This is a genomic window from Streptomyces sp. NPDC046349, assembly GCF_055587885.1.
This window is the reverse complement of record NZ_JBVJFK010000007.1, coordinates 1-23,402: the sequence shown is the minus strand read 5'-3', so window position 1 is coordinate 23,402 and position 23,402 is coordinate 1. Positions and strand designations below refer to the sequence as shown.

21 protein-coding genes are annotated in these 23,402 nt (G+C 72.9%); 16 read left to right on the top strand and 5 right to left on the bottom strand.

Annotated elements, in window-relative coordinates; all coding sequences use genetic code 11:
- Window positions 1–23: 23 nt before the first annotated feature.
- Window positions 24–1,007 carry a protein phosphatase 2C domain-containing protein gene (locus ACZ6JS_RS17570; RefSeq protein ID WP_469298842.1) on the bottom strand — a complete coding sequence of 328 codons (984 nt, stop codon included), beginning with the start codon at window positions 1,005–1,007 and terminating at the stop codon, window positions 24–26.
- Between the two features lie 1,557 nt (window positions 1,008–2,564).
- On the opposite strand from ACZ6JS_RS17570, the gene ACZ6JS_RS17565 reads away from it, so the two are divergent.
- The 3 genes from ACZ6JS_RS17565 to ACZ6JS_RS17555 all read left to right on the top strand — a co-directional run bounded on the left by ACZ6JS_RS17565 (window position 2,565) and on the right by ACZ6JS_RS17555 (window position 4,790).
- On the top strand, window positions 2,565–3,542 hold the full coding sequence (locus ACZ6JS_RS17565; protein WP_469298840.1) for a helix-turn-helix domain-containing protein: 978 nt from the start codon (window positions 2,565–2,567) through the stop codon (window positions 3,540–3,542).
- Window positions 3,543–3,566: 24 nt separating this feature from the next.
- Window positions 3,567–4,049: a DUF456 domain-containing protein gene (locus ACZ6JS_RS17560; RefSeq protein WP_469298839.1), complete on the top strand. Its 483-nt coding sequence runs from the start codon at window positions 3,567–3,569 to the stop codon at window positions 4,047–4,049.
- Window positions 4,050–4,172: 123 nt separating this feature from the next.
- Window positions 4,173–4,790, top strand: coding sequence for a GNAT family N-acetyltransferase (locus ACZ6JS_RS17555; RefSeq protein ID WP_469298837.1), 618 nt, complete (start codon window positions 4,173–4,175; stop codon window positions 4,788–4,790).
- Window positions 4,791–5,035: 245 nt separating this feature from the next.
- Here the strand turns inward: ACZ6JS_RS17555 and ACZ6JS_RS17550 are convergent, their stop codons facing one another.
- From ACZ6JS_RS17550 to ACZ6JS_RS17535, 4 genes are all read right to left on the bottom strand, one after another.
- A complete protein-coding gene (locus ACZ6JS_RS17550) occupies window positions 5,036–6,688 on the bottom strand; it encodes a hypothetical protein (RefSeq protein WP_469298836.1) in 1,653 nt (550 codons plus the stop codon).
- 197 nt (window positions 6,689–6,885) lie between these two features.
- On the bottom strand, window positions 6,886–7,992 hold the full coding sequence (gene rsgA, locus ACZ6JS_RS17545; protein WP_469298834.1) for a ribosome small subunit-dependent GTPase A: 1,107 nt from the start codon (window positions 7,990–7,992) through the stop codon (window positions 6,886–6,888).
- A 288-nt stretch (window positions 7,993–8,280) separates the two neighbouring features.
- On the bottom strand, window positions 8,281–8,823 hold the full coding sequence (locus tag ACZ6JS_RS17540) for a GNAT family N-acetyltransferase (protein ID WP_469298832.1): 543 nt from the start codon (window positions 8,821–8,823) through the stop codon (window positions 8,281–8,283).
- 457 nt (window positions 8,824–9,280) lie between these two features.
- On the bottom strand, window positions 9,281–10,396 hold the full coding sequence (locus ACZ6JS_RS17535; RefSeq protein ID WP_469298830.1) for a YihY/virulence factor BrkB family protein: 1,116 nt from the start codon (window positions 10,394–10,396) through the stop codon (window positions 9,281–9,283).
- 17 nt (window positions 10,397–10,413) lie between these two features.
- Between ACZ6JS_RS17535 and ACZ6JS_RS17530 the strand changes: the two genes are divergently transcribed.
- The 13 genes from ACZ6JS_RS17530 (at window position 10,414) to ACZ6JS_RS17470 (ending at window position 23,375) form a co-directional block, all read left to right on the top strand.
- A complete protein-coding gene (locus ACZ6JS_RS17530; protein ID WP_469298828.1) occupies window positions 10,414–12,057 on the top strand; it encodes an acyl-CoA dehydrogenase family protein in 1,644 nt (547 codons plus the stop codon).
- A 337-nt stretch (window positions 12,058–12,394) separates the two neighbouring features.
- Complete coding sequence (locus tag ACZ6JS_RS17525) at window positions 12,395–13,687, top strand: GAF domain-containing protein (RefSeq protein ID WP_469299393.1); 1,293 nt, start codon at window positions 12,395–12,397, stop codon at window positions 13,685–13,687.
- A 5-nt stretch (window positions 13,688–13,692) separates the two neighbouring features.
- Complete coding sequence (locus ACZ6JS_RS17520) at window positions 13,693–14,256, top strand: GNAT family N-acetyltransferase (RefSeq protein WP_469298826.1); 564 nt, start codon at window positions 13,693–13,695, stop codon at window positions 14,254–14,256.
- Between the two features lie 392 nt (window positions 14,257–14,648).
- Window positions 14,649–15,305, top strand: a complete 657-nt coding sequence (locus ACZ6JS_RS17515; protein ID WP_469298824.1) for a hypothetical protein — start codon at window positions 14,649–14,651, stop codon at window positions 15,303–15,305.
- A gap of 127 nt (window positions 15,306–15,432) precedes the next feature.
- Window positions 15,433–15,609 (top strand): hypothetical protein, encoded by a 177-nt coding sequence (locus ACZ6JS_RS17510; RefSeq protein WP_158076142.1) that lies wholly within the window; start codon window positions 15,433–15,435, stop codon window positions 15,607–15,609.
- 139 nt (window positions 15,610–15,748) lie between these two features.
- Window positions 15,749–17,455, top strand: coding sequence for a nitrite/sulfite reductase (locus ACZ6JS_RS17505; protein ID WP_469298822.1), 1,707 nt, complete (start codon window positions 15,749–15,751; stop codon window positions 17,453–17,455).
- Window positions 17,452–17,640, top strand: coding sequence for a hypothetical protein (locus ACZ6JS_RS17500; RefSeq protein WP_469298820.1), 189 nt, complete (start codon window positions 17,452–17,454; stop codon window positions 17,638–17,640). The genes ACZ6JS_RS17505 and ACZ6JS_RS17500 overlap by 4 nt, the downstream gene beginning before the upstream one ends.
- Window positions 17,637–18,365 carry a phosphoadenylyl-sulfate reductase gene (locus ACZ6JS_RS17495; protein ID WP_469298818.1) on the top strand — a complete coding sequence of 243 codons (729 nt, stop codon included), beginning with the start codon at window positions 17,637–17,639 and terminating at the stop codon, window positions 18,363–18,365. Before ACZ6JS_RS17500 ends, ACZ6JS_RS17495 begins: the two co-directional genes overlap by 4 nt.
- 35 nt (window positions 18,366–18,400) lie before the next feature.
- Window positions 18,401–18,946: an adenylyl-sulfate kinase gene (gene cysC, locus ACZ6JS_RS17490; protein WP_469298817.1), complete on the top strand. Its 546-nt coding sequence runs from the start codon at window positions 18,401–18,403 to the stop codon at window positions 18,944–18,946.
- Window positions 18,943–19,881, top strand: a complete 939-nt coding sequence (cysD, locus tag ACZ6JS_RS17485) for a sulfate adenylyltransferase subunit CysD (protein ID WP_469298816.1) — start codon at window positions 18,943–18,945, stop codon at window positions 19,879–19,881. Before cysC ends, cysD begins: the two co-directional genes overlap by 4 nt.
- 2 nt (window positions 19,882–19,883) lie before the next feature.
- Complete coding sequence (locus tag ACZ6JS_RS17480; protein WP_469298814.1) at window positions 19,884–21,233, top strand: sulfate adenylyltransferase subunit 1; 1,350 nt, start codon at window positions 19,884–19,886, stop codon at window positions 21,231–21,233.
- Window positions 21,234–21,428: 195 nt separating this feature from the next.
- Window positions 21,429–22,547 carry an aliphatic sulfonate ABC transporter substrate-binding protein gene (locus tag ACZ6JS_RS17475; protein WP_469298812.1) on the top strand — a complete coding sequence of 373 codons (1,119 nt, stop codon included), beginning with the start codon at window positions 21,429–21,431 and terminating at the stop codon, window positions 22,545–22,547.
- A 33-nt stretch (window positions 22,548–22,580) separates the two neighbouring features.
- Entirely contained in the window at window positions 22,581–23,375 is a 795-nt protein-coding gene (locus ACZ6JS_RS17470) for an ABC transporter ATP-binding protein (protein WP_469298810.1), read from the top strand.
- The last annotated feature ends 27 nt before the right edge of the window (window positions 23,376–23,402 follow it).

Below are 23,402 nucleotides of genomic sequence, written 5' to 3'. Positions count from 1 at the left end.
CCATCCAGCCATGCCCGCGCCGGTTACGCCTCCCAGACGGCGGCGGCCGTGCGGTCGTCGGCGTACCCCTTGAGGCGGAGCTGGGTGTCCGCGAGGAACGCGGCGAGGCCGGGCGGGTCCGGCTCGGCCCAGCGGGCGGCGAGCTCCGCCTGCAGGGCGGCCTCCTCCCGCATCGGCTCCGCCAGGCCGCCCGAGCACAGGAGCAGGGTGTCCCCCGGTCTGGCCACGGAGGCCCGGAACCGGAAGACGCTGCCGGGGTCGCCGACCGCGTCGGCCGGCTCGGCGGCGTCTTGCGCCGCGGCCTGCGCGGGTGCGGCCGGGCCGGTGGGCTCCAGGTCCTGCCATTGACCCGAACGGAGTCGGAACAGCCCGCCGGCGCCGGCGCCGAAGCACACCCGGATACGGCATTCCGGGTCCACCGGGAGCAGCAGCCCGCGCAGTCCCGCCGTGTACTCCTCCTCCTCGAGGCCCAGCTCGGCGGCGCGGGCCCGCAGGCGTCCGTAGCCGCGGTCGGTGAGGCGCTGGAGGCCGGAGCGCAAGGCGTCGCGGCGGCCGGCCCGGATGTCGTCGGCGAGACTGCCCTGGCTGCGGCCGACGGCCGCGGCCACCGTGCGGCACAGTTCGGCGGCGGCCTCGGCGGCGCCGGGGGCGGCCCGGTCCCCGCCGGCGAGGGCCACCAGAACGAGGGCGTCGTCGCCGCTGCCGAAACGGGCGGTGAGCAGGAAGTCCCGGCGGGTCTCGCCGCGGTAGCGGGCGGAGTCGCCGCGCAGCGAGGCGGCCCGCAGGGTGTAGGCGCCGTAGCGGGCGCCCTCCAGGACGGTGTCCGGGACCAGCGCGTCGAGGGCGGCCGGGTCCGCGGGCGGGAGCGGGCCCGGTTCGGCGGCGTAGGTGGGGGCGCGGTCGCCGAGGTGCCGTACTTCGGGCCGCTGCTGCGGGGCATCGGCCTCCGGGGCGGGCCCGCCGAGCGGTGCTCGTTGCGGTTCCGGGGCGGGTGCGGCCTGCGCCACCTCCTCGGTGCGGTCCTCCCCCCGCGGTCCCCGGGCGCGCCGGGTGGGCAGCTCCGGGCCGGGTGCCGGGGGTACCTGGACGCCGCCGAGGGCGTAGCCGGTGGCGCCACCGGTGCGCGGGTCTCGCGGCTGGGCGCCGTGCCAGGGCGGGGCCGGGGGCGGCGGCGGGCCGTACCGCTCGCCGGGCGGAGCGGCGGCCTCGGCGGCGGTCGGCGCGTACGGAGGCGGGGCGGGCGCGCCGGTAGCGGCCCCCTGAGCAGGCGGCGGTGCGAGCGGCCCGAACCCCGGGCCGGTCGTGGCTCCTTCTGCGGCGGGCGGTGCGGCCCGCGGCGCGGGCGGCGGCGCGGGCGGCGGACCGCTTTGTCCGGCGGGCGACGGCGCCCGCGGTGGCCCTGCCGGTACGTGGGGAGCTGCTCCCGGAGCCGGTTCCGCCGCGGCCGTCCCACCCGGGAGAGGCGGGCGGGCGGGCGGGGGCCCGGCCGGGGCGCCGGGCGCCGCGGCCGCAGCCGTCGGCGGGCCGTACGTCTCGCCGGGCAACGGCACCTGGACCGCCGGCTGGTCGAGCGCAGGGCCCGGTGGCTGCGCCGGGGGCCCGCCGGGCGGAGCGTCCGGAGCGGGTCCCGGCGGCGGAACGCTCCGCGTGTCGGGCGCGGCCCACTCCCTGGTGGGCGGCACGGCCGGTGGCGCCGATGGTCCGGCCGTGGCGTCACCTGCCACGCGCGCAGCAGGCATCGCCGGCGGAGTGCTGCGTGTACCGGGCGCGGCCCCGGCCGCGGTGGGCGGCACGGCCGGTGGTGCGGCCGGAGCAGGCGGCGGAACGTGCCGCTCGCCGGGCGACGCGGGGAGGGTGTCGGGGGCCGGTCGCGGTGGCGGTACCGGCCCCGCCCCCGGGGGCCGGGCGGGCTCCCGCCGGACCGCGTCCGGCAGCGGCGGCCGCCCGGGCAGGCCGGCATCCGGCTCCGTGCGCGGGGCCGGCAGCGGCCCGCGTCCCGGCCCGGGGCCGGGCTCGGCCTCCCGTACCGGCTCCGGCGGCGCGGGAGGCGGCGCCCCGGCCCGGTCCCCCGTCACTCCGGCCGCCGAACGGAACCGGTTGTCGAGGGTGTCCCCGGGGTCGGGTGCCGGTCCCGCGTCCGGGTCGGGGTCCTCGTAGAGCTTCTGCCACCAGTCGTCCGCGCCCTGCTGACTCATGCCCCCATTCTCGGCCCCCGGTGGGGGCCGAAAACGCCGAATGCGTGAAAAGGGTCCACCGGACCGCCGCCCCGCGGACCCTTTCCGTCCTGCCCGTACGGCTCGGCGAACGTCGTACGTCCGCGCGACCGTCCGGGTGACCGTGGCGCCCTTCGCGTCGGTATCGGGCGCATCGCTCGCCCCAGGTGAATCCCGGCCAACTGCTGCATTGCACGGCAAAGCGTCCGCGTAAATGGCCTCCGGCCGAGGGATGTTGGTGCTGCGGAGGCGCAACCTGGCAGAGGGACGGGGGATGCGGCGATGATGTCGGCGGCGGGTTTGCGCCGTGGCCGCTTCCCGCCACGAGCGCGTCGAAAGGTGGTGGACGGGTTGCTGGGTGCCATAGGCCTGGACGAGGGTCAGGAGTCCGCGTACCGCGCGCTGGTGGCGCTGGGCGCGGCCGAGGTCCCCGACCTCGCGCACCGGCTGACCCTGCCGGTGCCGCAGACCGAACGGGCCCTGCGCCACCTGGAGCGGCACGGGCTGGCGGCGCGGTCCTCGGCCCGGCCCGGCCGCTGGGTGGCGGCCCCGCCGGGGGTCGCACTCGGGGCCCTGCTGACCCGGCAGCGGCACGAACTGGAGCAGGCGGAGTGCGCGGCGGCCCTGCTGGCGGAGGAGTACCGGGCGGAGGCGGCCGAACCGGCGGTGCACGACCTGGTGGAGGTGGTGCAGGGCGCGAGTGCGGTGGCGCACCGCTTCCACCAGCTCCAGCTGGGCGCGGAGAAGGAGGTGTGCGCGCTGATCGACGGCCGCCCCCAGCTGGTGGCGGGGACGGACAACGAGGCGGAGGACCGGGCCCCGGTGCGCGGGGTCGACGTCCGGGTGGTGATCGAGCGGGAGGTGCTGACCCTGCCGGGCGGGATCCGGGAGGCGTCCACGGCCCTGGCCCGGGGTGAGCAGGTGCGGGTGACGTCCCAGGTCCCGGCGAGGCTGGTGATCGCGGACCGGGCCCTCGCCATGGTCGTGCTGACGGCCCGCGGCGCGGAGCCGGCGGCGCTGGTGGTGCACGCGTCCGGGCTGCTGGAGTCCCTGACGGGCCTGTTCGAGGCGGTGTGGCGGGAGTCGCTGCCACTGCGGCTGGGCGCGGGCGGTTCGCCGGAGGAGTCCGGGGCCGTCCCGGACGCCACGGATCTGGAGATCCTCTCGCTGCTGTTGGCGGGCATGACCGACGCGAGCGTCGCCAAGCACCTGGAACTCGGTCTGCGGACGGTACAGCGGCGGGTCAAGGGGTTGATGGAGACGGCCGGGGTGACGACCCGGCTGCAGCTGGGCTGGCACGCGTACGAGCGCGGCTGGGTGGCCCGGTAGCCGGCCGTCGGGCACGCTGGGCGGGTGGACGTGCCGCAGCTGCTCCTGGTGGGTCTGGTGCTGCTGTTCGGGCTGGTCGGGGTGATGGTTCCGGGTGTGCCGGGGACCTGGCTGGTGTGGGCGGGGCTGCTGTGGTGGGCCCTGCACGAGCGGTCGGCGCTGTCGTGGTCCTTGCTGGTCGCGGCGACGGCCCTGCTGCTGGTGGTGCAGGCGGTGAAGTGGCAGCTGCCGCCCCGCCGGCCGCACGGGCTGCCGGCCACCCCCCGGACGGCGGTCTTCGCGGGCGCGGGCGCCCTGCTGGGCTTCGTACTGGTCCCCGTGGTGGGGGCGGTCCCGGGCTTCGTGGGCGGCGTCTACCTCTGCGAACGGCTGCGCCTGGGCGGGCACGGCGATGCCTGGGCGTCGACGCGGGCGGTGATGCGGGCGGTGGGCACGAGCGTGCTGGTGGAGCTGTTCGGGTGCCTGCTGGTGGTGGGGGCGTGGGTGGGCGCCGTGGCCGCGCAGTAGCCCCTGCCGCGGGACCCGGTCAGGGCCCGGCCCGTTGCCCCGGTCGGGGTCTCGCCACGCAGGAACGGGCGCAGGGCGCCGACGAGGGGCCCCCTCACAAGTCAAGATCATCAAGGGTGCAGAATGACCCGTATGCCCCTAACGAACGCTCCGAAGACGGCAACGATCGACGATGCCCGCATGGTCGGCCGCACCCTGGCCGCCGCCTTCGACGACGACCCGATGATGCGCTGGTTCTTCCCCGACGACGCTTCCCGCGAGGCCGGGCTGAACCGCTACTTCACCACGCTGTTCACCCGGCAGTACGTCCACCACGGCGTGTGCGAGCGCACCGACGCCGCGGCCTCCTTCTGGGTGGCGCCCGAGGGGCAGGCGAAGGCCGTGCCCGACGCGGAGACCGTCCAGGAACTCCAGGACATCCTCGGCGACCGGGCCGCGCTGTTCCGGGAAGCCGTCGAGGAGGCCGCGAAGCACGCCCCGACCGAGCCGCACTGGTACCTGGCGGTGGTCGGCGCCGACCCGGCCGCCCGCGGCCAGGGCCACGGCGCGGCCCTGCTGCGCTCTGGCCTGGCCCAGGCGGATGCGGCGGGCCTGCCGGTCTATCTGGAGTCCTCCAAGCCCGACAACCTGCCCTTCTACGAGCACTTCGGCTTCACCGTGCTCGGGGAGGCCCGGCTGCCCGGAGGCGGCCCGGTCCTGTGGGCGATGCGCCGAGCCCCGCGCACCGCGGCCGACGCCTGACGCCTGACGCCCGACGCCGACGGGCCGCAGGGGCTCCGGCGCCGGAGCCCCTGCGGCCCGCGGCGGACCGAGTCCGCGGACGGTGCCCGGCGCGGCGCCCCGTTCCCCGATCGGCACACCTGAGGGCTGTTCCCTTGCGGGACAGCCCTGGGCCTCTCCTCGGCTGCGGCGGGTGACGGGCGGCGTCCCGGGCGGACCGGTGGGGTCCGCCCGGGGCGCCGTGGCGTGCGGGTTCTGCGGGTGGGTCAGTTCGTCTGGTAGACGCCGAAGATGTCGACCACGAGGTCGATGTCGTCCCAGCCCCGGTTCCAGAAGTCGACGATGCCGTTGTTCCCCATACCGGCCTGGACCAGGTTCGGGACGGTGTCGTTCCGCTTCCAGTTCAGGTTGGAGGAGTTCGGCGGGGTGGGCCAGGTGTCCCAGCCGCCCTTGTAGGCGCTCAGCGAGTTCGGGTCCGGGGAGACGGTCAGGTACCCCTCGCCCCGGGTGTTGGTGACCGTGGTGTTCAGCACGTAGGCCGTGTTGGCCGGGTACTGCGTGGACAGCGGCATGTAGATGTAGCCCTGGCCCCCCAGCGGGCCCCAAGCCCAGTCCGAGCTGTCACGGGTGTCGAGCAGACGCTCCGGGACGAAGGGCAGGTAGGCGCCCTGGCTGTCGGCGTGGTAGTAGCCGACGACGTCGACGATGACGTCGGTGCCGTTCCAGGCGCCGTTGCGGAAGTTGACGGTGCCGTCGGGGCCGACGGGCACGATCACCGAGTTGGCGACCGTCTGGCCGGCGCGGAAGTTCACGTTGGACGTGGTCGGGGCGGTGCTCCCGCCGGGGAAGACCGTCAGGTGGCCGTCCTCGCGCGGATTCGTGACGGTCACGTTCAGCGCGACCGCCGTGGTGCCGTACGGGATGCCGTCCCTGCCGGTGAACTTGACGTTGAAGGTGCTCTGCCCGCGGACCTGGCCCTGGGCGGTGCCGGTGCCGTTGCGGGTGTCGACGAACCGCGTCGGGTCCAGCGGGGTGTAGCCGCTGGAAGAGGTCCGGGTGAAGTAGCCGGTGACGTCGGCGATCAGGTCGACCGACTCCCAGCCGCCGTTGTAGAGGTTGACGAAGCCGTTCTTGTCGACCGGCACGATCACCAGGTTCGGGACTGTCTGCCCCTTGGTGAAGTTGACGTTCGAGGTGATCGGACGCTCGCTGCCCGCCGGCCAGACCGTGACGTGGCCGCCGCTGGTGGTGTTGGTGGCGGTGACGTTGAGCACCACGGCCGTGACCCCCGAGGGGATGTTGCCGTTGCCGGAGATCTGCACCCGGGTGGTGCCGTACGCCGGGACCTTGGCCTTCGGCCCGCCCGTGCCGTTGCGGGTGTCCAGGAGGCGGGTGGGCGTGTACGGCGTGAAGTCGGAACCCGGCGTGACGACGGCGAGCGTGTTGGTGCCCCGGTCGCCCGTGGCGTCCTTCAGGGTGACCTTGATCGTGTAGGCGCCGATCTCCGCGTAGGAGTGCGGCGCGGTCAGGTTGATCGGCCCGTACGTCTCCAGCAGGTCGCTGCTGCCGTCGCCCCAATCGACGACGGCGGACATCTGCGCGTCCGGGTCGATGTCGATGGTGAGCCCCAGGCTTATCCCGCGGGCGCTGGTGCCTTTGGCGGTCAGGGCGACCGTCGGCTCTGTGGCGGCGGCCCCCTGCGCCTGAGCCGTGCCCTTGCCGGCGGGCCGGACCGTGCGCTCGGCGGCGCTGGTGAAGGTGTCGAAGTTCGACGCCGCGGCCTTGCCGAGGGCCGCGTCCGGAGCGCTCACCCCGTGGGCTCCGGACTTGGCCGGCTCGTCGGCCTGGGCCGTGCCCGGCACGAGACCCGCACTGGCCACGATGACGGCGGCGGAAACTATGAGTCGGCGATTGCGCACCGGCCCCCCCATTTTTCAGTTAATGCTTGAACAGGTTCGAAAGCTCGCCCAGAGTACACAGGCGGCGGTCGGCCGATCACCCGGGTATTCGCCGCCGGGCAGCGCCCCTCTCCGCAGGCGGAGCATCCGGTCGTGGCGCGTGCGCCGCACGGCGATCCCCGCCCCGGGCCGGTCGGCCCGGGGCGGGGAGGGGAGGGTCAGACCCGGCCGCCGCGCTTGGCGGAGTAGTTCGCCCGGCCCTCGGCGGACTTCAGCCGCCAGTCGCGGCGGATCTCCGATCGCAGCCGGGCGTCCGTCTTGGCCACGATGCGCTGGTTCTCCCGCAGGAGCTTGCGGTAACTCTCCAGGCGCCGTTCCGGCAGGGCCCCCGATTCCAGCGCGGCGAGCACCGCGCACCCCGGCTCCGCCTCGTGGGCGCAGTCGTGGAAGCGGCATTCGGCGGCGTAGTCCTCGATCTCGGAGAAGACCTGCCCGACGCCCGCCTCCGCGTCGAAGAGCCCGACTCCGCGCAGGCCCGGGGTGTCGATGAGGGTCCCTCCGCCCGGCAGGACGAGGAGGTTGCGGGTGGTCGTGGTGTGGCGGCCCTTGCCGTCGACGTCGCGGATGGCCTGGACCTCCATGGCGTCCGTGCCGAGCAGCGCGTTCGCCAGGGTGGACTTGCCCGCGCCGGAGACGCCCAGCAGGACGCTCGTACCGTCGGCGACGATCGCGCCGAGGACGTCGGTGCCCTCCCCGGTGTGGGACGAGACCGTGAGGACCTGGACGCCCGGGGCGGTGGTCTCCACGTCCTGGACGAGGTGGCCGAGGGTGACGGGGTCCGGGACCAGATCCGCCTTGGTGAGGACGACCAGCGGCTGCGCCCCCGACTCCCAGGCCAGGGCCAGGAAGCGCTCGATGCGCCCCAGGTCGAGCTCGACGGCGAGCGAGACGGCGATGATCGCGTGGTCGACGTTCGCGGCGAGGACCTGCCCCTCGGACCGCTGCGAGGAGGTGGAGCGCACGAAGGCGGTCCGGCGCGGCAGGTACGCCTTCACGTACCGCGGGTTGCCCACCGTCTCCACGGCGGCCCAGTCCCCGGTGCAGATGACGCGCAGGGGGTCGTGGGGGGTGACGAAGGCGGTGTCGGCGCGGACGATGCCGTCGGCGGTCAGCACGTCGCACTGACCGCGGTCGACGCGTACGACACGGCCGGGCACGAGGCCCTGCTCGGCGTACGGGGTGAATTCGGCCGCCCACGCGTCGTCCCAGCCGAGGGTGGTCAGGGTGTGCGCGAGCGAGGCCTGCGGGAAAGCGTTGAAAGACAAGGGGAACCCTTCACAGGGTGGCCCCGGCCGCACGCGCCCGCACTGCGGCGGCGCGTGGAGGAAATGGTGAGGTCAGCCGGAGACCACGGGGGTGGCATCGATGGTCTTCTGGATGCGGGCAGCGCCCTGCGCAACGACAGTCATCAATGAACTCACCTCCGCGTCATGCACGTCACCGTGGTTCCTCACCGCTCGGCGGGAACGACCCGACCTTAACAAGCCCGCTCGCGTCGCGGCCACTTCTTTTCCGGGTCGCTCTTCTGGCCCTTCCGGCGCCCTCGCGCGACGTCAGTCGAGCGCCGGACCGACCCGCCGGGCCAGCACCTGTCCCGGCCAGTCGCCGGACAGGAAGCGCTCGGTGGGGGTGAAGCCGCTGCGCTCGTAGAACGCGACCAGTTCGCCGCCGCCACCGGCCCAGCAGTCGACCCGCAGGAGGGCGACGCCGGCCCGCCGGGTCTGCTCGGCGGCGTGGGCAAGCAGTGCCGCACCGATGCCCCGGCCCGCGTACCGCCGGTCGGAGACCAGCAGCCGCACGTACCGCTCGGGTTCCCCGGCCGGCGCGATCGGCAGCTGCGGGCTGGGGCCGTGGTCCAGCACCAGGCCGCCGACGGGCACCCCGTCCAGCTCCGCGACGTACGGGGTGTTCTCGGTCGTGTACCGCGCGACCCGTGCCGGCCCGTCCGGGCGCTGCGAGTAGGGCGTCGTGCCCCACTGCTCGGTGTTGCCGCGGGCGTTCATCCAGGCCACGGCGGAATCGAGCATGTCCAGCAGGGCCGGTGCGTCCGCCGGGCCGCCCGGCCGGATCCGTATCGCATGTGCGGTGTCGTTCACGGCGGAAGCTTAGGCGGAGGCGGTCCCGTGTCGCCTCATCCGTAGCGGACCGGCAGGGGCTTGACGCCTTTGGTGGGTCCGGACGCAGCCGCCGGACCTCGCCGGTGAGCCCGAAGTCGGGGTGACGGCGCGCGATTTCACGGATCAGCGCCGTGATCCGGCTGGGCCGGCCATGCGCCGAGGCAGCAGTGGGGTCCGCCGCCGGCCGAAGGCGAGGTGCCCGTCGGGGGTGCGGCTGCCGCGTGCAGTCGAACCTTGCATCCGACCGACCCGGTGACCTGCGAGACGAAGAGTCAGTCTGCACAGCGCACAGAATGTCGGGCACCGGTGGCCCGCTCCGTGGTCACGCTGACCTGCGCGCGCAGCGACGTACGGACCGCCGGCCCGGCCCGGGCACCCCCACGAGCCTCAGGGCCCACAGGGCCGGTCCGGAGGTCCGTTCCCCCGGTGGGGGCGGTCAGTGCTTGCGCAGGCGCGAGGAGTAGTCCTCGGGCGGCAGGAACTTCGACCAGCGTTCCGGGAACTCCGACGGCATGCCCTCGTCCTCGTCGTCCTCCGACTCGCCCTCCGCCATCGCGCGCCAGGCGGCGGCCCGCGCGATCAGCTGCGCGGCCTCCGCCTCACGGGCCCGTTCGTTCACCTCGCGCGCCGCCGCCGTGGCCACCGAGGGCCAGACGCGGTCGATGGCGGCGTTGACGGCGGCGCCGACGAGCACCGCGAAGGCCGAGATGCCGATCCAGAGCAGGACGGCGACGGGCGCCGCGAGGGAGCCGTAGATCGTCGGCCCCTCCACGGTGTTGGTGAGGTAGATCCGCAGCAGGAACGAGCCCAGCACCCACATGGCCAGGGCCACCAGCGCGCCCGGCACGTCCTCGATCCACGGCGAGCGCACGGGCACCGACACGTGGTAGAGCGTGGTCAGGAAGGCGATGGACAGCAGGGTCACGGTCGGCCAGTACAGGACGGCGATCACCTCGGTGCCCCACGGCACCAGCCGGACCACGGCGTCCGGCCCCACCACCATCAGCGGCAGCACGATCGCGCCGATCAGCAGGGCGATGATGTAGAGCAGGAAGGCCAGCAGCCGGGTCTTGACGATGCCGCGGTGGCCGTCGAGCCCGTACATCACGGTGATGGTGTCGATGAAGACGTTGACGGCCCGGGATCCCGACCACAGGGCGAAGGCGAAACCGAGGGAGATCAGGTCGGGTCTGCCGCTGCGGGTGACGTCGTCCAGCAGGGGCCGGGCGATGTCGTTGACGCCGCGGTCGGACAGGACCGTGCCGACCGCACGCAGGATGTTCTCCTCGATGCTCTCGACCGTACGGGTGTCCGTCCACCCGTCCACGTAGCCGAGCAGGCCCAGCAGGCCCAGGAACAGCGGGGGCAGGGAGAGCAGTGTGAAGAACGCCGCTTCGGCCGCGAGTCCGAGGATGCGGTACTCGATGCACGAGTTGACGGTGTCCTTCAGCAGCAGCCAGCCCATCTTGCGCTTCGAGACGTTGCGGTAGAGGGCGCGGGCCCGGTGGAGCCGTCCTGCGATCCGCTCGGGTGTTTCTTTTGCTGGCTGCACGTCCTTACGGTATCCGCATGGCAGCCACCACCCACACAGTCAGCAACCAGGCCCCGCCCCTGGTGGGCCACGACGTCTACACCGGCGATCGGGCCCTGACCGAGGGCGTCGAGCGTCACCTGGCGACCGCGGATCCCGAACTCCTCGGCGAGGTACGGCAGGAGCTCACGGACCTCGGGCGCGCGGCCGGTTCCGCACAGGCCCAGGAATGGGGCGCGCAGGCGAACGACAACCCTCCGAAACTGCGCACTCACGATCGGTACGGGAACCGTATCGACGAGGTGGAATTCCACCCTGCGTGGCACCGGCTGCTCGGGCACGCGGTGGGCGCCGGGCTCACCGACGCCTGGGGGCGGCCCGCGGGGCACCTGCGCCGGGCCGCCGGGTTCTTCCTGTGGTCGCAGGCCGAGGCGGGCCACGGCTGCCCGGTCTCGATGACGCACGCGGCCGTGCCGGCCCTGCGGGCCGATCCGTCGATCGCGGCCGAGTGGGAGCCCCGGCTGACCTCCCACGTGTACGAGGAGGGGCTGCGGCCGGCCGCGCAGAAGGCCGGGGTGCTCTTCGGCATGGGGATGACCGAGAAGCAGGGCGGCAGCGACGTACGCGCCAACACGACGGCCGCCGTGCCGCTGGACGCGTCCGGCGAATACCTGCTGACCGGGCACAAGTGGTTCTGCTCGGCGCCGATGTGCGACGGGTTCCTGGTGCTGGCGCAGGCACCGGGCGGACTGACCTGCTTCCTGGTGCCGCGGGTGCTGGAGGACGGCACGCGCAACGTCTTCGCGATCCAGCGGCTGAAGGACAAGCTGGGCAACCGGTCGAACGCGTCCAGCGAGGTCGAGTTCGACGGGACCTGGGCTCGGCGGGTCGGCGAGGAGGGCCGCGGGGTGCGGACCATCATCGAGATGGTCGCGGCGACCCGGTTGGACTGCGTCATCGGCTCGGCAGCGCTGATGCGGCAGGCGCTGACCCAGGCCATACATCACGCGGAGCACCGCTCTGCTTTCGGAGCGCTGCTCATCGACCAGCCGCTGATGCGCAACGTGCTCGCGGACCTCGCCCTGGAGTCGGAGGCCGCCACCGCCCTGACGCTGCGCCTGGCCGCCGCCAACGACGCCGGGACCGAGCAGGAGAAGGCCTTCCTGCGCCTGGCCGTGCCCGCCGCGAAGTACTGGGTGACCAAGCGCTGTACGCCGATGGTGGCCGAGGCGCTGGAGTGTCTGGGCGGCAACGGCTACGTCGAGGAGTCCGGGCTGCCGAGACTGCTGCGCGAATCCCCGCTGAACTCCATCTGGGAGGGTTCGGGCAACGTCCAGGCCCTGGACGTACTGCGCGCCCTCCAGCGGGAGCCGCAGGCACTGAACGCCTTCCTCCAGGAGGTGGGGCTCGCCCGGGGCGCCGACCACCGGCTGGATTCGGCCATCAAGGACCTGCTGACGGATCTCGCCGATCTGGAGGGGATCGAGGCGCGGGCCCGCCGGGTCGTGGAGCGCATGGCCCTGGTGCTCCAGGGATCGTTGCTGGTCCGGTGGGCTCCCCCGGAGGTGGCGGACGCCTTCTGCGCCTCGCGGCTGGGCGGTGACTGGGGTACGGCCTTCGGCACGCTGCCCCACAGCCTGGATCTGCGTGCGGTCGTGGAACGGGCGCGGATCACGGGCTAGGGAGGAGCCCCCGTCGGGCTCCCCTGCGGTCCCCAAACCGCTCCGAGCCGGGATCCGGGCCCGTCGACCGGCACAGAGGTGGCGCCGCGCCGACTCGGCACCACCTCTGAACCGAAGCCCCGAGGAGGAGCTGTCACGCCGCTCGGGCGACGTCCGGACATTTTCGGTCGGACGTCCGGGACTTGGCGAGAGTTGCATAGCGTTGCAACCCTTGGGTCGGCAGCCGCCCGTCGGGCGCCCCCGGGGAAGCGGCCCCCGGGGCACCTGCGGACCGCCGGGCGGCCGGCGTCGTACGTCCTGTTCGCACGGGGAGGTTCCGGTGGCCGACACCACAGGCATGACGGTCGATGTGGCACGCATCTCGGCCATGCACCCTCGGGAGGCCACGCGTCTGCTCAAGGGGGTGCGCGCGGCCGCGCTGGCGGGCGACCGCCCGCCGGCCGCGCCCCGGCCGGAGATCGCGGAGTCCTGGCGCCGGATGCTGGCCGGCGGCGTGCACCCGGACCGGGACGCGCGCTCGCGGATGCTGTCGGCCGCCGAGACGGAGGAGCGGCGCCACGTCTCCCCGCTGCGGGAGGTGCTTCCCGTGCTGCGCGAGGGCCTGCTGCCCGCGCTCGACGGGGCGCTCCACATCATGGTCGTCGCGGACGCGGACGGGCGGCTGCTGTGGCGGGAGGGCCACAGCTCCATCCTGCGCAAGGCGGACCGGCTCGGCTTCGCGGTCGGCGCGGACTGGGACGAGGCCGTGGTCGGCACGAACGGTGTGGGAACGGCCCTGGTGGCCCGGCGGCCGGTGCAGGTGTTCTCGGCGGAGCACTTCGTCTCCAGCCACCACGACTGGACCTGTGCGGGGGCGCCGGTGCGGGACCCGCGCGACGGCCGGCTGCTGGGCGTGGTCGACGTCAGCGGGCCGCTGGCCACCATGCACCCTGCGACGCTGGCCTGGGTGAGTGCGGTGGCCCGGCTCGCGGAACGGGAGCTGCGTATCCGGCACCTGGAGTCGTTGGAGCGGCTGCGGGCGGTGGCGGCCCCGCTGATGGCCCGGCTGCCGGGGCCGGCGCTGGCCGTCGACCCGCACGGCTGGACGGCCGCGGTGACGGGGCTGGCCCCGTCGGAGCGGATCCCGCTGCCGAAGGACTTCGCACCGGGCCGGGTGTGGATGCCGCAGCTCGGCGACTGCGTGGCGGAGCCGCTGCCCGGCGGCTGGCTGCTGCGGATCGCGCAGGACCGTGCGGGCACGGCGGCGACCCGGGTCGTCCTGGACCTCAGCCGGGCGGGGTCGTGGTCGGCGACGGTGTACGGGTCGTCCGGGAGCTGGTCGCAGGAGCTGAGCCCGCGCCACGCGGAGCTGCTGTTCCTGCTCGCGGAGAGCCCGCGGGGGCGCTCGGCCGCGGAGCTGTCCGCGGAGGTGTTCGGCGACCCGACCCGCACCGTGACGGTCCGGGCGGAGCTGTCCCGCGTCCGCCGCCACCTGGGGGGCGTCCTGGCCCACCGGCCGTACCGTTTCGCGGAGGACGTGGAGGTGGAGCTGATCCGCCCGCAGGACCCGGCCGCGCTGCTCCCGCACTCCACGGCGCCCGCGGTGGTCCGGGCCCGCCTGGGCCGGACCGGACCCGGCATGATTCCCTGAGCTGCATGAGCACCATCACACTCACCACCTGGTCGCTGGAGATGACCTCTCCGGCGGACCTCGTCCCGGCGGCTCCGGCGGGCCAGGAGATATCCATCGTGCGGTCGGAGGTCCCCTCCCCCGAGTTCAGCCGCTTCCTCTACGCGTCGGTGGGCGGCGACATCCACTGGACGGACCGGCTGTCCCTGACCCGGGCGCAGTGGGTTGAGCAGCTCGACCGGCCCGGTGTGGAGACGTGGGTGGCGTACGACCGGGGCACGCCGGCGGGATACGTGGAGCTCGACCCGCAGGACGACGGCGTGGTGGAGATCATGTACTTCGGCCTGCTGCCCGACTTCCGCGGCCGCCGCATCGGCGGGCACCTGCTGACCGTCGGCGTGGAACGGGCCTGGGACCTCGCGTCGCGCTGGCCGGACCGCGAGCCCACCCGCCGGGTGTGGGTCCACACCTGCAGCCAGGACGGCCCGACGGCGATGGCGAACTACCAGCGGCGCGGCTTCAAGGTCTTCAGGACGGAGACGGAAGAGAAGGAGGAAGTCCCGACGCCGGGCCCCTGGCCCGGAGCGTGACGCCTTCGGCGGGGTCCGCCGAGTGCTGGGGCGGGCCGTTCTCCGGCTGCGGCCGGTGGCCGCGCCTCAACCCCCGGCGCGGCCGGGTGTGGTGTCCCTGGTCGGGGTCGGGGGTGGGGACACCCCGGGGGCTCCCCGCAGGACGGGGCGCAACCACCGGGTACGAGCGAGACACGCCTGCACGCGCCGAGCCGGGGAGAGCCCCCGCACGGGCAGCACCCCCACCCGAAGCCACCGTTCCCGGCTGCCGCCCCGGTCAGGAACACCACCCCAGCCCCGACGGCGCTTGAGGCGCGGCTGCCGGGCCGGAACAGCGGCCGGATCGGCGTGGCAACGGGACGGAGCGGAGGCGCCCGCGCATTCTGGAGGTCCGTCGAAACCAGGCGAGGACCATGAGCGCCGAAGGCCCCCCGGATCCGACCGACGAGCCGGGCATCCCGCAGACCGGACGCCAGGGCCGCCGGCTGGCCGGACCACACCGCTGGCAAAGCCTGATCGCGGCCCTCGTGGCTGCCGGGGCGGCGGTCGTCGTGGCGATCATCTCCAAGCCACCAGCTCCTACGCCGCCTACGCCGACGACCCCGCCCACAGTCGCCGACGCCACCGCCGGGACCCGCGTCACCACCCTGGTCGCCCGGCAGTACGCGGATCCCTCCGCGACCCCGGCAGGGGTCGCGGTCTACTTCGAGGGGACCGTGAGCGGGCTGGACCCCCGCTGGACCGTCGTCGCCTTCGTCCGCCGGGCCAACGAGCGCTCCGGCTGGCCCGTCGCCTTCGCCGAGGTCGACCGCCACCGCGGCACCTGGAAGGCGACCGTCCAGGTGCCCCGGCCGCGCCTCCCTCTGGAGATGGCGGCCGGAGTGGCCCCGTTCCCTGGCGATCGCGTCGAAGCGACTCCGGAGGGCGCGACCCCCTCGGCATCGCCTCACCCGACGGACACGGCGACGCTGCACGGCCTGCTGGAGGAGGAGATCCGGCGGGACGGCCCGGAGGCCCACGGGGTGGAGATTCTCACGCCCTTCCGCCCTGTACCCACGGCGACGCCGTAGCCGGGCGCCCGGTCTCGACCCAGCCGCCCAACCCGGCGCTTCCGCACGTGACCCCCGTCACTTCGTCCCACAATGCGGGACTACTTCGTCCGTATCGTGGACAGTAGTGGACTCCTCCAATCGGCCCATGACACGCTTCCGCCATGAATGGAGCTGGAATTGCCTTGGTGAGTCGGCGGCACGTCGACCTCGGCCGCATGTCCAGCGCCATCTGTCCGGCGTGCTGACGGAACCAGCAACCGCCGCACATCGCCGCAATCCCGGCATCGCCGCCGTGGAAGTGTCGATCATCGCAGTCCCCTGAAGGCCGAATTCCGCCCTGTCCGCCGGTCACCCCGGCAAGGCGCGGGCAATCAGCCGCACCCGCTCAGCGTCCAGGGGTCACGCCACCCCGCTCGCTTCACATGCCCCTGCCCTGAGCCGCCCAAGAAGGACGTACCGCCATGGCCGCCACCCCCGAAACGCCCGCGCCCGCCGCCGCAGCCGCCGCGCGCCGCAAGACCGGCCGTCACCGCGGCGAGGGACAGTGGGCCGTCGGACACCACACGCCCCTCAACGGCAACGAGCAGTTCAAGAAGGACGACGACGGTCTCAATGTGCGGACACGCATTGAGACGATCTACGCCCACCGGGGCTTCGACTCCATCGACCCCAACGACCTGCGCGGCCGCATGCGCTGGTGGGGCCTCTACACCCAGCGCAAGCCCGGGATCGACGGCGGCAAGACCGCGATCCTGGAGCCGGAGGAGCTGGACGACAAGTACTTCATGCTGCGCGTGCGCATCGACGGCGGCCGGCTGACCACCGAGCAGCTGCGCGTCATCGGCGAGATCTCCGAGGAGTTCGCGCGGGGCACCGCCGACCTCACCGACCGCCAGAACGTGCAGTACCACTGGATCCGGATCGAGGACGTCCCGGAGATCTGGCGCCGCCTGGAGGCCGTGGGCCTGTCCACCACCGAGGCCTGCGGCGACACGCCCCGCGTCATCCTCGGCTCGCCCGTCGCCGGCATCGCCCAGGACGAGATCATCGACGGCACGCCCGCCATCGACGAGATCTACCGCCGCATCGTGGGCAACAAGGACTTCTCCAACCTGCCCCGCAAGTTCAAGTCCGCGATCTCCGGCTCGCCGCTCCTCGACGTGGCGCACGAGATCAACGACGTCGCCTTCGTGGGCGTGAACCACCCCGAGCACGGTCCCGGCTTCGACGTCTGGGTCGGCGGCGGCCTGTCCACCAACCCCAAGCTCGGTGTGCGCCTGGGTACCTGGGTCTCGCTCGACGAGGTCCCGGACGTGTACGAGGGCGTCATCTCGATCTTCCGTGACTACGGCTACCGCCGGCTGCGCACCCGCGCCCGCCTGAAGTTCCTCGTCGCCGACTGGGGCGCGGCCAAGTTCCGCCAGGTCCTGGAGGACGAGTACCTGAAGCGGAAGCTGACCGACGGCCCCGCTCCCGAGCAGCCCTCCGGCCAGTGGCGCGACCACGTCGGCGTCCACCAGCAGCAGGACGGCAAGTTCTACGTCGGCTTCGCCCCCCGCGTGGGCCGCGTGGACGGCGCCACCCTGACCAAGATCGCGGACATCGCGGAGCAGCACGGCTCAGGCCGCCTGCGCACCACCGCCGAGCAGAAGATGATCGTGCTCGACATCGAGGCCGACAGGGTCGACTCGGTCGTCGAGGCACTGGAGGCGCTGGACCTGCGGGTCAAGCCGTCCCCGTTCCGCCGCGGCACGATGGCCTGCACCGGCATCGAGTTCTGCAAGCTGGCCATCGTCGAGACCAAGGCGCGCGGCGCCTCGCTCATCGACGAACTGGAGCGCCGCCTGCCGGACTTCGCCGAGCCGCTCACCATCAACATCAACGGCTGCCCGAACGCCTGCGCCCGTATCCAGGTGGCGGACATCGGTCTCAAGGGGCAGCTGGTCCTGGACGAAGACGGCAACCAGGTGGAGGGCTACCAGGTCCACCTGGGCGGCGCACTCGGCCTGGAGGCCGGCTTCGGACGCAAGGTCCGCGGCCTCAAGGTCACCTCGGCCGGTCTACCCGACTACGTCGAGCGGGTCGTCAAGAGCTACGAGGAGCAGCGCGAGGACGGCGAGCGCTTCGCGGCCTGGGTCGCCCGCGCGGACGAGAAGAGCCTCTCGTGAGCGAGCGAGCCGCACCGTTCTACTGCCCCTACTGCGGTGACGAGGACCTGTTCCCCCACGAGACGGGCCACGGCGCGTGGGAATGCAGGGCCTGCAACCGGGCCTTCCAGCTGAAGTACCTCGGGCTGCTGGCCCGGGGCGTTCGGTCCGATGCAGCGGGATCCGCGGAAGGCGACGAGATATGACCACCACTCAAGACGCCCGTCTCGAGAACGCGACGCTCAAGAACGCGACGCTCAAGGAGCTGGCCGAGCAGGCGGGCCGCGACCTGGAGGACGCCTCCGCGCCGGACATCCTGCGCTGGGCGGCCGACACCTTCGGCGGGAAGTTCGCCGTGACCTCCTCCATGGAGGACGCGGTCGTCGCCCACCTTGCCTCGCGGGTCCTCCCCGGTGTGGACGTGGTCTTCCTCGACACGGGCTACCACTTCGAGGAGACCATCGGCACCCGGGACGCGGTCGAAGCGGTGATGGACGTCAACGTCATCACGCTGACCCCGCGTCAGACCGTGGCCGAGCAGGACGCCGAGTACGGCCCGAGGCTGCACGACCGGGACCCGGACCTGTGCTGCGCGCTGCGCAAGGTCAAGCCGCTGGAAGAGGGCCTGACGGCATACGACGCGTGGGCGACGGGCCTGCGCCGCGACGAGTCCCCGACCCGGGCGAACACCCCCGTGGTCGGCTGGGACGAGAAGCGGCGGAAGGTCAAGATCTCGCCGATCGCCCGCTGGACGCAGGACGACGTGGACGCGTACGTCGCCGAGCACGGCGTGCTCACCAACCCGCTGCTGACCGACGGCTACGCCTCCGTCGGCTGCGCCCCCTGCACCCGCCGCGTGGCGGAGGGCGAGGACGCGCGGTCCGGCCGCTGGGCCGGGCGGGGCAAGACCGAGTGCGGACTGCACGGCTGATGACGACCAGCGAAGAACTTACGGAGACAGAGCAGATGAGCGTGAGCGACCAGGGCGCCACCGTGTGGCTGACCGGGCTGCCGAGCGCGGGCAAGACCACCATCGCCTACGCGCTGGCCGAGCGGCTGCGCGCCGAGGGCCACCGCGTGGAGGTGCTCGACGGGGACGAGATCCGCGAGTTCCTCTCCGCCGGCCTCGGTTTCGGCCGCGAGGACCGGCACACCAACGTGCAGCGGATCGGCTTCGTCGCCGAACTCCTCGCGAGCAACGGCGTCAAGGCGCTGGTGCCGGTGATCGCGCCGTTCGCCGACAGCCGCGAGGCCGTCCGAAAGCGGCACGCCGCCGCGGCGACGGACTACCTCGAGGTGCACGTGGCCACCCCGGTCGAGGTGTGCTCCGAGCGTGACGTGAAGGGTCTGTACGCCAAGCAGGCGGCGGGCGAGATCTCCGGTCTGACCGGGGTCGACGACCCGTACGAGGCGCCGGAGTCCCCGGACCTCCGTATCGAGTCGCACACGCAGACCGTGCAGGAGTCGGCCTCGGCCCTGCACGCGCTGCTCACCGAGAGGGGTCTGGCATGACGACGACCGTCGCACACGTCCACGAAGAGACGGACGCGCCCTACGCACTGTCGCACCTCGACGCCCTCGAGTCCGAGGCCGTGCACATCTTCCGCGAGGTGGCGGGCGAGTTCGAGAAGCCGGTGATCCTCTTCTCCGGCGGCAAGGACTCCATCGTCATGCTGCACCTGGCTCTGAAGGCGTTCGCGCCGGCGCCGGTGCCCTTCGCGCTGCTGCACGTCGACACGGGCCACAACTTCCCCGAGGTGCTGGAGTACCGCGACCGCACCGTGGCCGAGCACGGGCTGCGCCTGCACGTGGCGTCCGTCCAGGACTACATCGACGCCGGCAAGCTGCGCGAGCGCCCCGACGGCACCCGCAACCCGCTGCAGACCGTCCCGCTGACGGAGGCGATCCAGCAACTGAAGTTCGACGCCGTCTTCGGCGGCGGCCGCCGCGACGAGGAGAAGGCCCGCGCCAAGGAGCGGGTGTTCTCCCTGCGCGACGAGTTCTCCCAGTGGGACCCGCGCCGCCAGCGGCCCGAGCTGTGGCAGCTCTACAACGGCCGCCACGCGCCCGGCGAGCACGTGCGCGTCTTCCCGCTCTCCAACTGGACCGAGCTGGACGTGTGGCAGTACATCGCCCGCGAGGGCATCGAGCTGCCGGAGATCTACTTCGCCCACGAGCGCGAGGTCTTCAAGCGCAACGGCATGTGGCTGACGGCCGGCGAGTGGGGCGGCCCCAAGGAGGGCGAGACGCCCGAGACGCGGCTCATCCGCTACCGCACCGTCGGTGACATGTCCTGCACCGGCGCCGTCGACTCCGACGCCGTCACGCTCGACGCCGTGATCGCCGAGATCGCCGTCTCCCGCCTCACCGAGCGGGGCGCGACCCGCGCCGACGACAAGATGTCCGAGGCCGCGATGGAAGACCGCAAGCGCGAAGGGTACTTCTAGAAATGACCAGCACCACCGATCAGGTCGCCGGGCTCGACGACCTCGCGGCCACCACCCTGCTGCGCTTCGCGACCGCCGGTTCCGTCGACGACGGCAAGTCCACCCTGGTGGGCCGGCTGCTGCACGACTCCAAGTCGGTGCTGACCGACCAGATGGAGGCCGTCGAGGCCGTCTCCGCCCAGCGCGGCCAGGAGGCCCCGGACCTGGCGCTGCTCACCGACGGCCTGCGGGCCGAGCGCGAGCAGGGCATCACCATCGACGTCGCCTACCGCTACTTCGCCACCGCGCGTCGCCGGTTCATCCTCGCGGACACCCCCGGGCACGTGCAGTACACCCGCAACATGGTGACCGGGGCCTCCACCGCCGACCTGGCCGTGGTCCTGGTCGACGCCCGCAACGGCGTGATCGAGCAGACCCGCCGGCACGCGGCCGTGGCGGCGCTGCTGCGCGTCCCGCACGTGGTCCTCGCCGTGAACAAGATGGACCTCGTCGGCTACCAGGAGTCGGTCTTCGCGGCGATCGCGGAGGAGTTCACCGCCTACGCCTCGGACCTGGGCGTCCCGGAGATCACCACGATCCCGATCTCGGCCCTGGCCGGCGACAACGTGGTGGAGCCGTCCGCGAACATGGACTGGTACGGCGGCCCGACGGTGCTGGAGCACCTGGAGACCGTCCCGGTCAGCCATGACCTCACCGCCTGCCCGGCGCGTTTCCCGGTGCAGTACGTGATCCGCCCGCAGTCCGCGGAGCACCCCGACTACCGGGGCTACGCGGGCCAGATCGCCTCCGGCGTGCTGCGCGTAGGCGAGGCCGTCACGGTCCTGCCGTCGGGCCGTACCTCGGTCATCGAGGGCATCGACGCGCTGGGCGAGTCGGTGGACATCGCCTGGGCGCCGCAGTCGGTGACGGTGCGTCTGAAGGACGACATCGACATCTCGCGCGGCGACCTGATCGCACCGTCCGCGAAGGCCCCGGCCACCACTCAGGACGTCGTCGCGACCGTCTGCCACGTGGCGGACCAGCCGCTCTCCGTCGGCGCGCGGGTGCTGCTCAAGCACACGACCCGCACGGTCAAGGCGATCGTCAAGGAGATCCCGTCGCGGCTGACCCTGGACGACCTGTCCCAGCACCCGGAGCCCGGGCAGCTGGTGGCCAACGACATCGGCCTCGTCGTCGTCCGCACCGCCGAGCCCCTCGCGCTCGACGCCTACGCCGATTCCCGCCGTACCGGATCGTTCCTGCTCATCGACCCGGCCGACGGCACCACGCTGGCGGCGGGCATGGCGGGCGAGTCCTTCGCCTCCCAGGCCGAGACGGCCGTCCAGCCGGACGACGAGGGCTGGGACTTCTAGGCGTGTTCACCGATCTCTATGCGACGTTCGCGAAGGAGGGCGGCCGCGTCGGCAGCGGCGCCCTCGGCAGCGGCCAGGGAGGGGTGGCGCGATGTGCGCGATGACCGCCACCGTCCCCGACGAGCCGTTCCCGTCCCCGTTCCACAGACGAAGACCCGCGCCGTAGACCACGGCGCGCCGAGAGGAAGTCCTCGCGTGCCTGTTACCCGTGCCACCCTGCGCCGCGGCCTCGCCGCTGCCGCCGCCCTGCCTGTGCTGCTCGGCGCCCTCGCCTCCTGCGGCTACGGCTCCCAGGCGGAGGACAGGGGCGACGCGAAGGCGAACGCCGCTGCCGCCGGCGGCAAGAAGCTGTCGGCGCCGGAGGTCCGCATCGGGTACTTCCCGAACCTGACGCACGCCACCGCCCTGGTCGGCATCCAGGAAGGCCTGATCCAGGAGGAACTCGGGGGAACGGCCGTCAAGCCGCAGGCCTTCAACGCCGGTCCGTCCGAGATCGAGGCCCTCAACGGCGGCTCCCTCGACATCGGTTTCATCGGCCCGTCGCCGTCGGTCAACGGCTACGTGAAGTCGAAGGGCTCGAACCTGCGGATCATCTCCGGCTCCGCCTCGGGCGGTGTGAAGCTGGTCGTGAACCCGGACCGGATCAAGACCCTGGACGACCTCAAGGGCAAGAAGATCGCCACCCCGCAGAAGGGGAACACGCAGGACGTCGCGTTCCTCAACTGGATCTCCGAGAAGGGCTGGAAGGTCGACCCGGAGTCCGGCAAGGGTGACGTCTCCGTCGTCCGCACCGACAACAAGGTGACCCCGGACGCCTTCAAGCAGGGCTCCGTCGACGGCGCCTGGGTGCCGGAGCCCACAGCCTCCAAGCTCGTCTCCGACGGCGGGTCCGTCCTCCTCGACGAGACCGCGTTGTGGCCCGAGAAGAAGTTCGTGATCACGAACATCATCGTGTCGCAGAAGTTCCTCAAGGCCCACCCGGACGTCGTCGAGGCCGTCCTCCGGGGCACCGTGAAGACCAACGAGTGGATCCACGCCAACCCGGAGAAGGCAAAGGCCTCCGCCAACGCCCGGCTTGCGGCGGACAGCGGGAAGCCGCTCGACGCGAAGGTCATCGACCCGGCGTGGCCGAGCATCCAGATCACCGACGACCCGCTGGCCTCGACGCTGAAGACCCAGGCGGACTGGGCGGTCAAGGCCGAGCTGATCGAGCAGCCCGACCTCGCCGGCATCTACGACCTGACGCTGCTGAACAAGGTCCTGAAGGCCGCCGGCAAGCCCGAGGTCTCCGACGCCGGCCTCGGCGCCGAGTAACCCGTAATCCAGCAATCCCAGGAGGTGACGACCATGGCCACGACGCTCGCCAAGGCTGCCGAGGACGCGGTGGCGCAGCACACGCACGCCGCCCGTATCGAGCACGTCTCGAAGTCCTTCTCCGGCCCGGCCGGATCGCAGCTCGTCCTGGACGACATCAGCCTCGATGTCGCTCCCGGAGAGTTCGTCACCATCCTGGGGGCCTCCGGCTGCGGAAAGTCCACCCTGCTCAACCTGGTCGCCGGCCTCGACAAGCCGTCCGCGGGATCCATCCAGACCCCCGGCGGCCGCCCCGCGCTCATGTTCCAGGAACACGCCCTCTTCCCGTGGCTGACCGCCGGCAAGAACATCGAACTCGCCCTGCGCCTGCGCGGAGTCGCCAAGACCGACCGCAGGACCGAGGCCGAACGCCTGCTCGAACTCGTCCGCCTCGGCGGCGCCCACGGCAAACGCGTCCACGAACTGTCCGGCGGCATGCGCCAGCGCGTCGCCCTCGCCCGCGCCCTCGCCCAGGACAGCCGCCTGCTGCTGATGGACGAACCCTTCGCCGCCCTCGACGCCATCACCCGCGACGTCCTGCACGGCGAACTCACCCGCATCTGGGCAGAGACGGGCCTGTCGGTCCTCTTCGTCACCCACAACGTCCGCGAGGCCGTCCGCCTCGCCCAACGCGTCGTCCTGCTCTCCTCCCGACCCGGACGGGTCGCCCGGCAATGGACCGTCGACATCCCGCAACCCCGCCGCATCGAGGACGCGGACGTCGCGGAACTGTCCCTCGAGATCACCGAACACCTGCGTGGGGAGATCCGCCGCCATGGCCAGCACTGAAACGAAGGCGACAACGGACGACCTCGC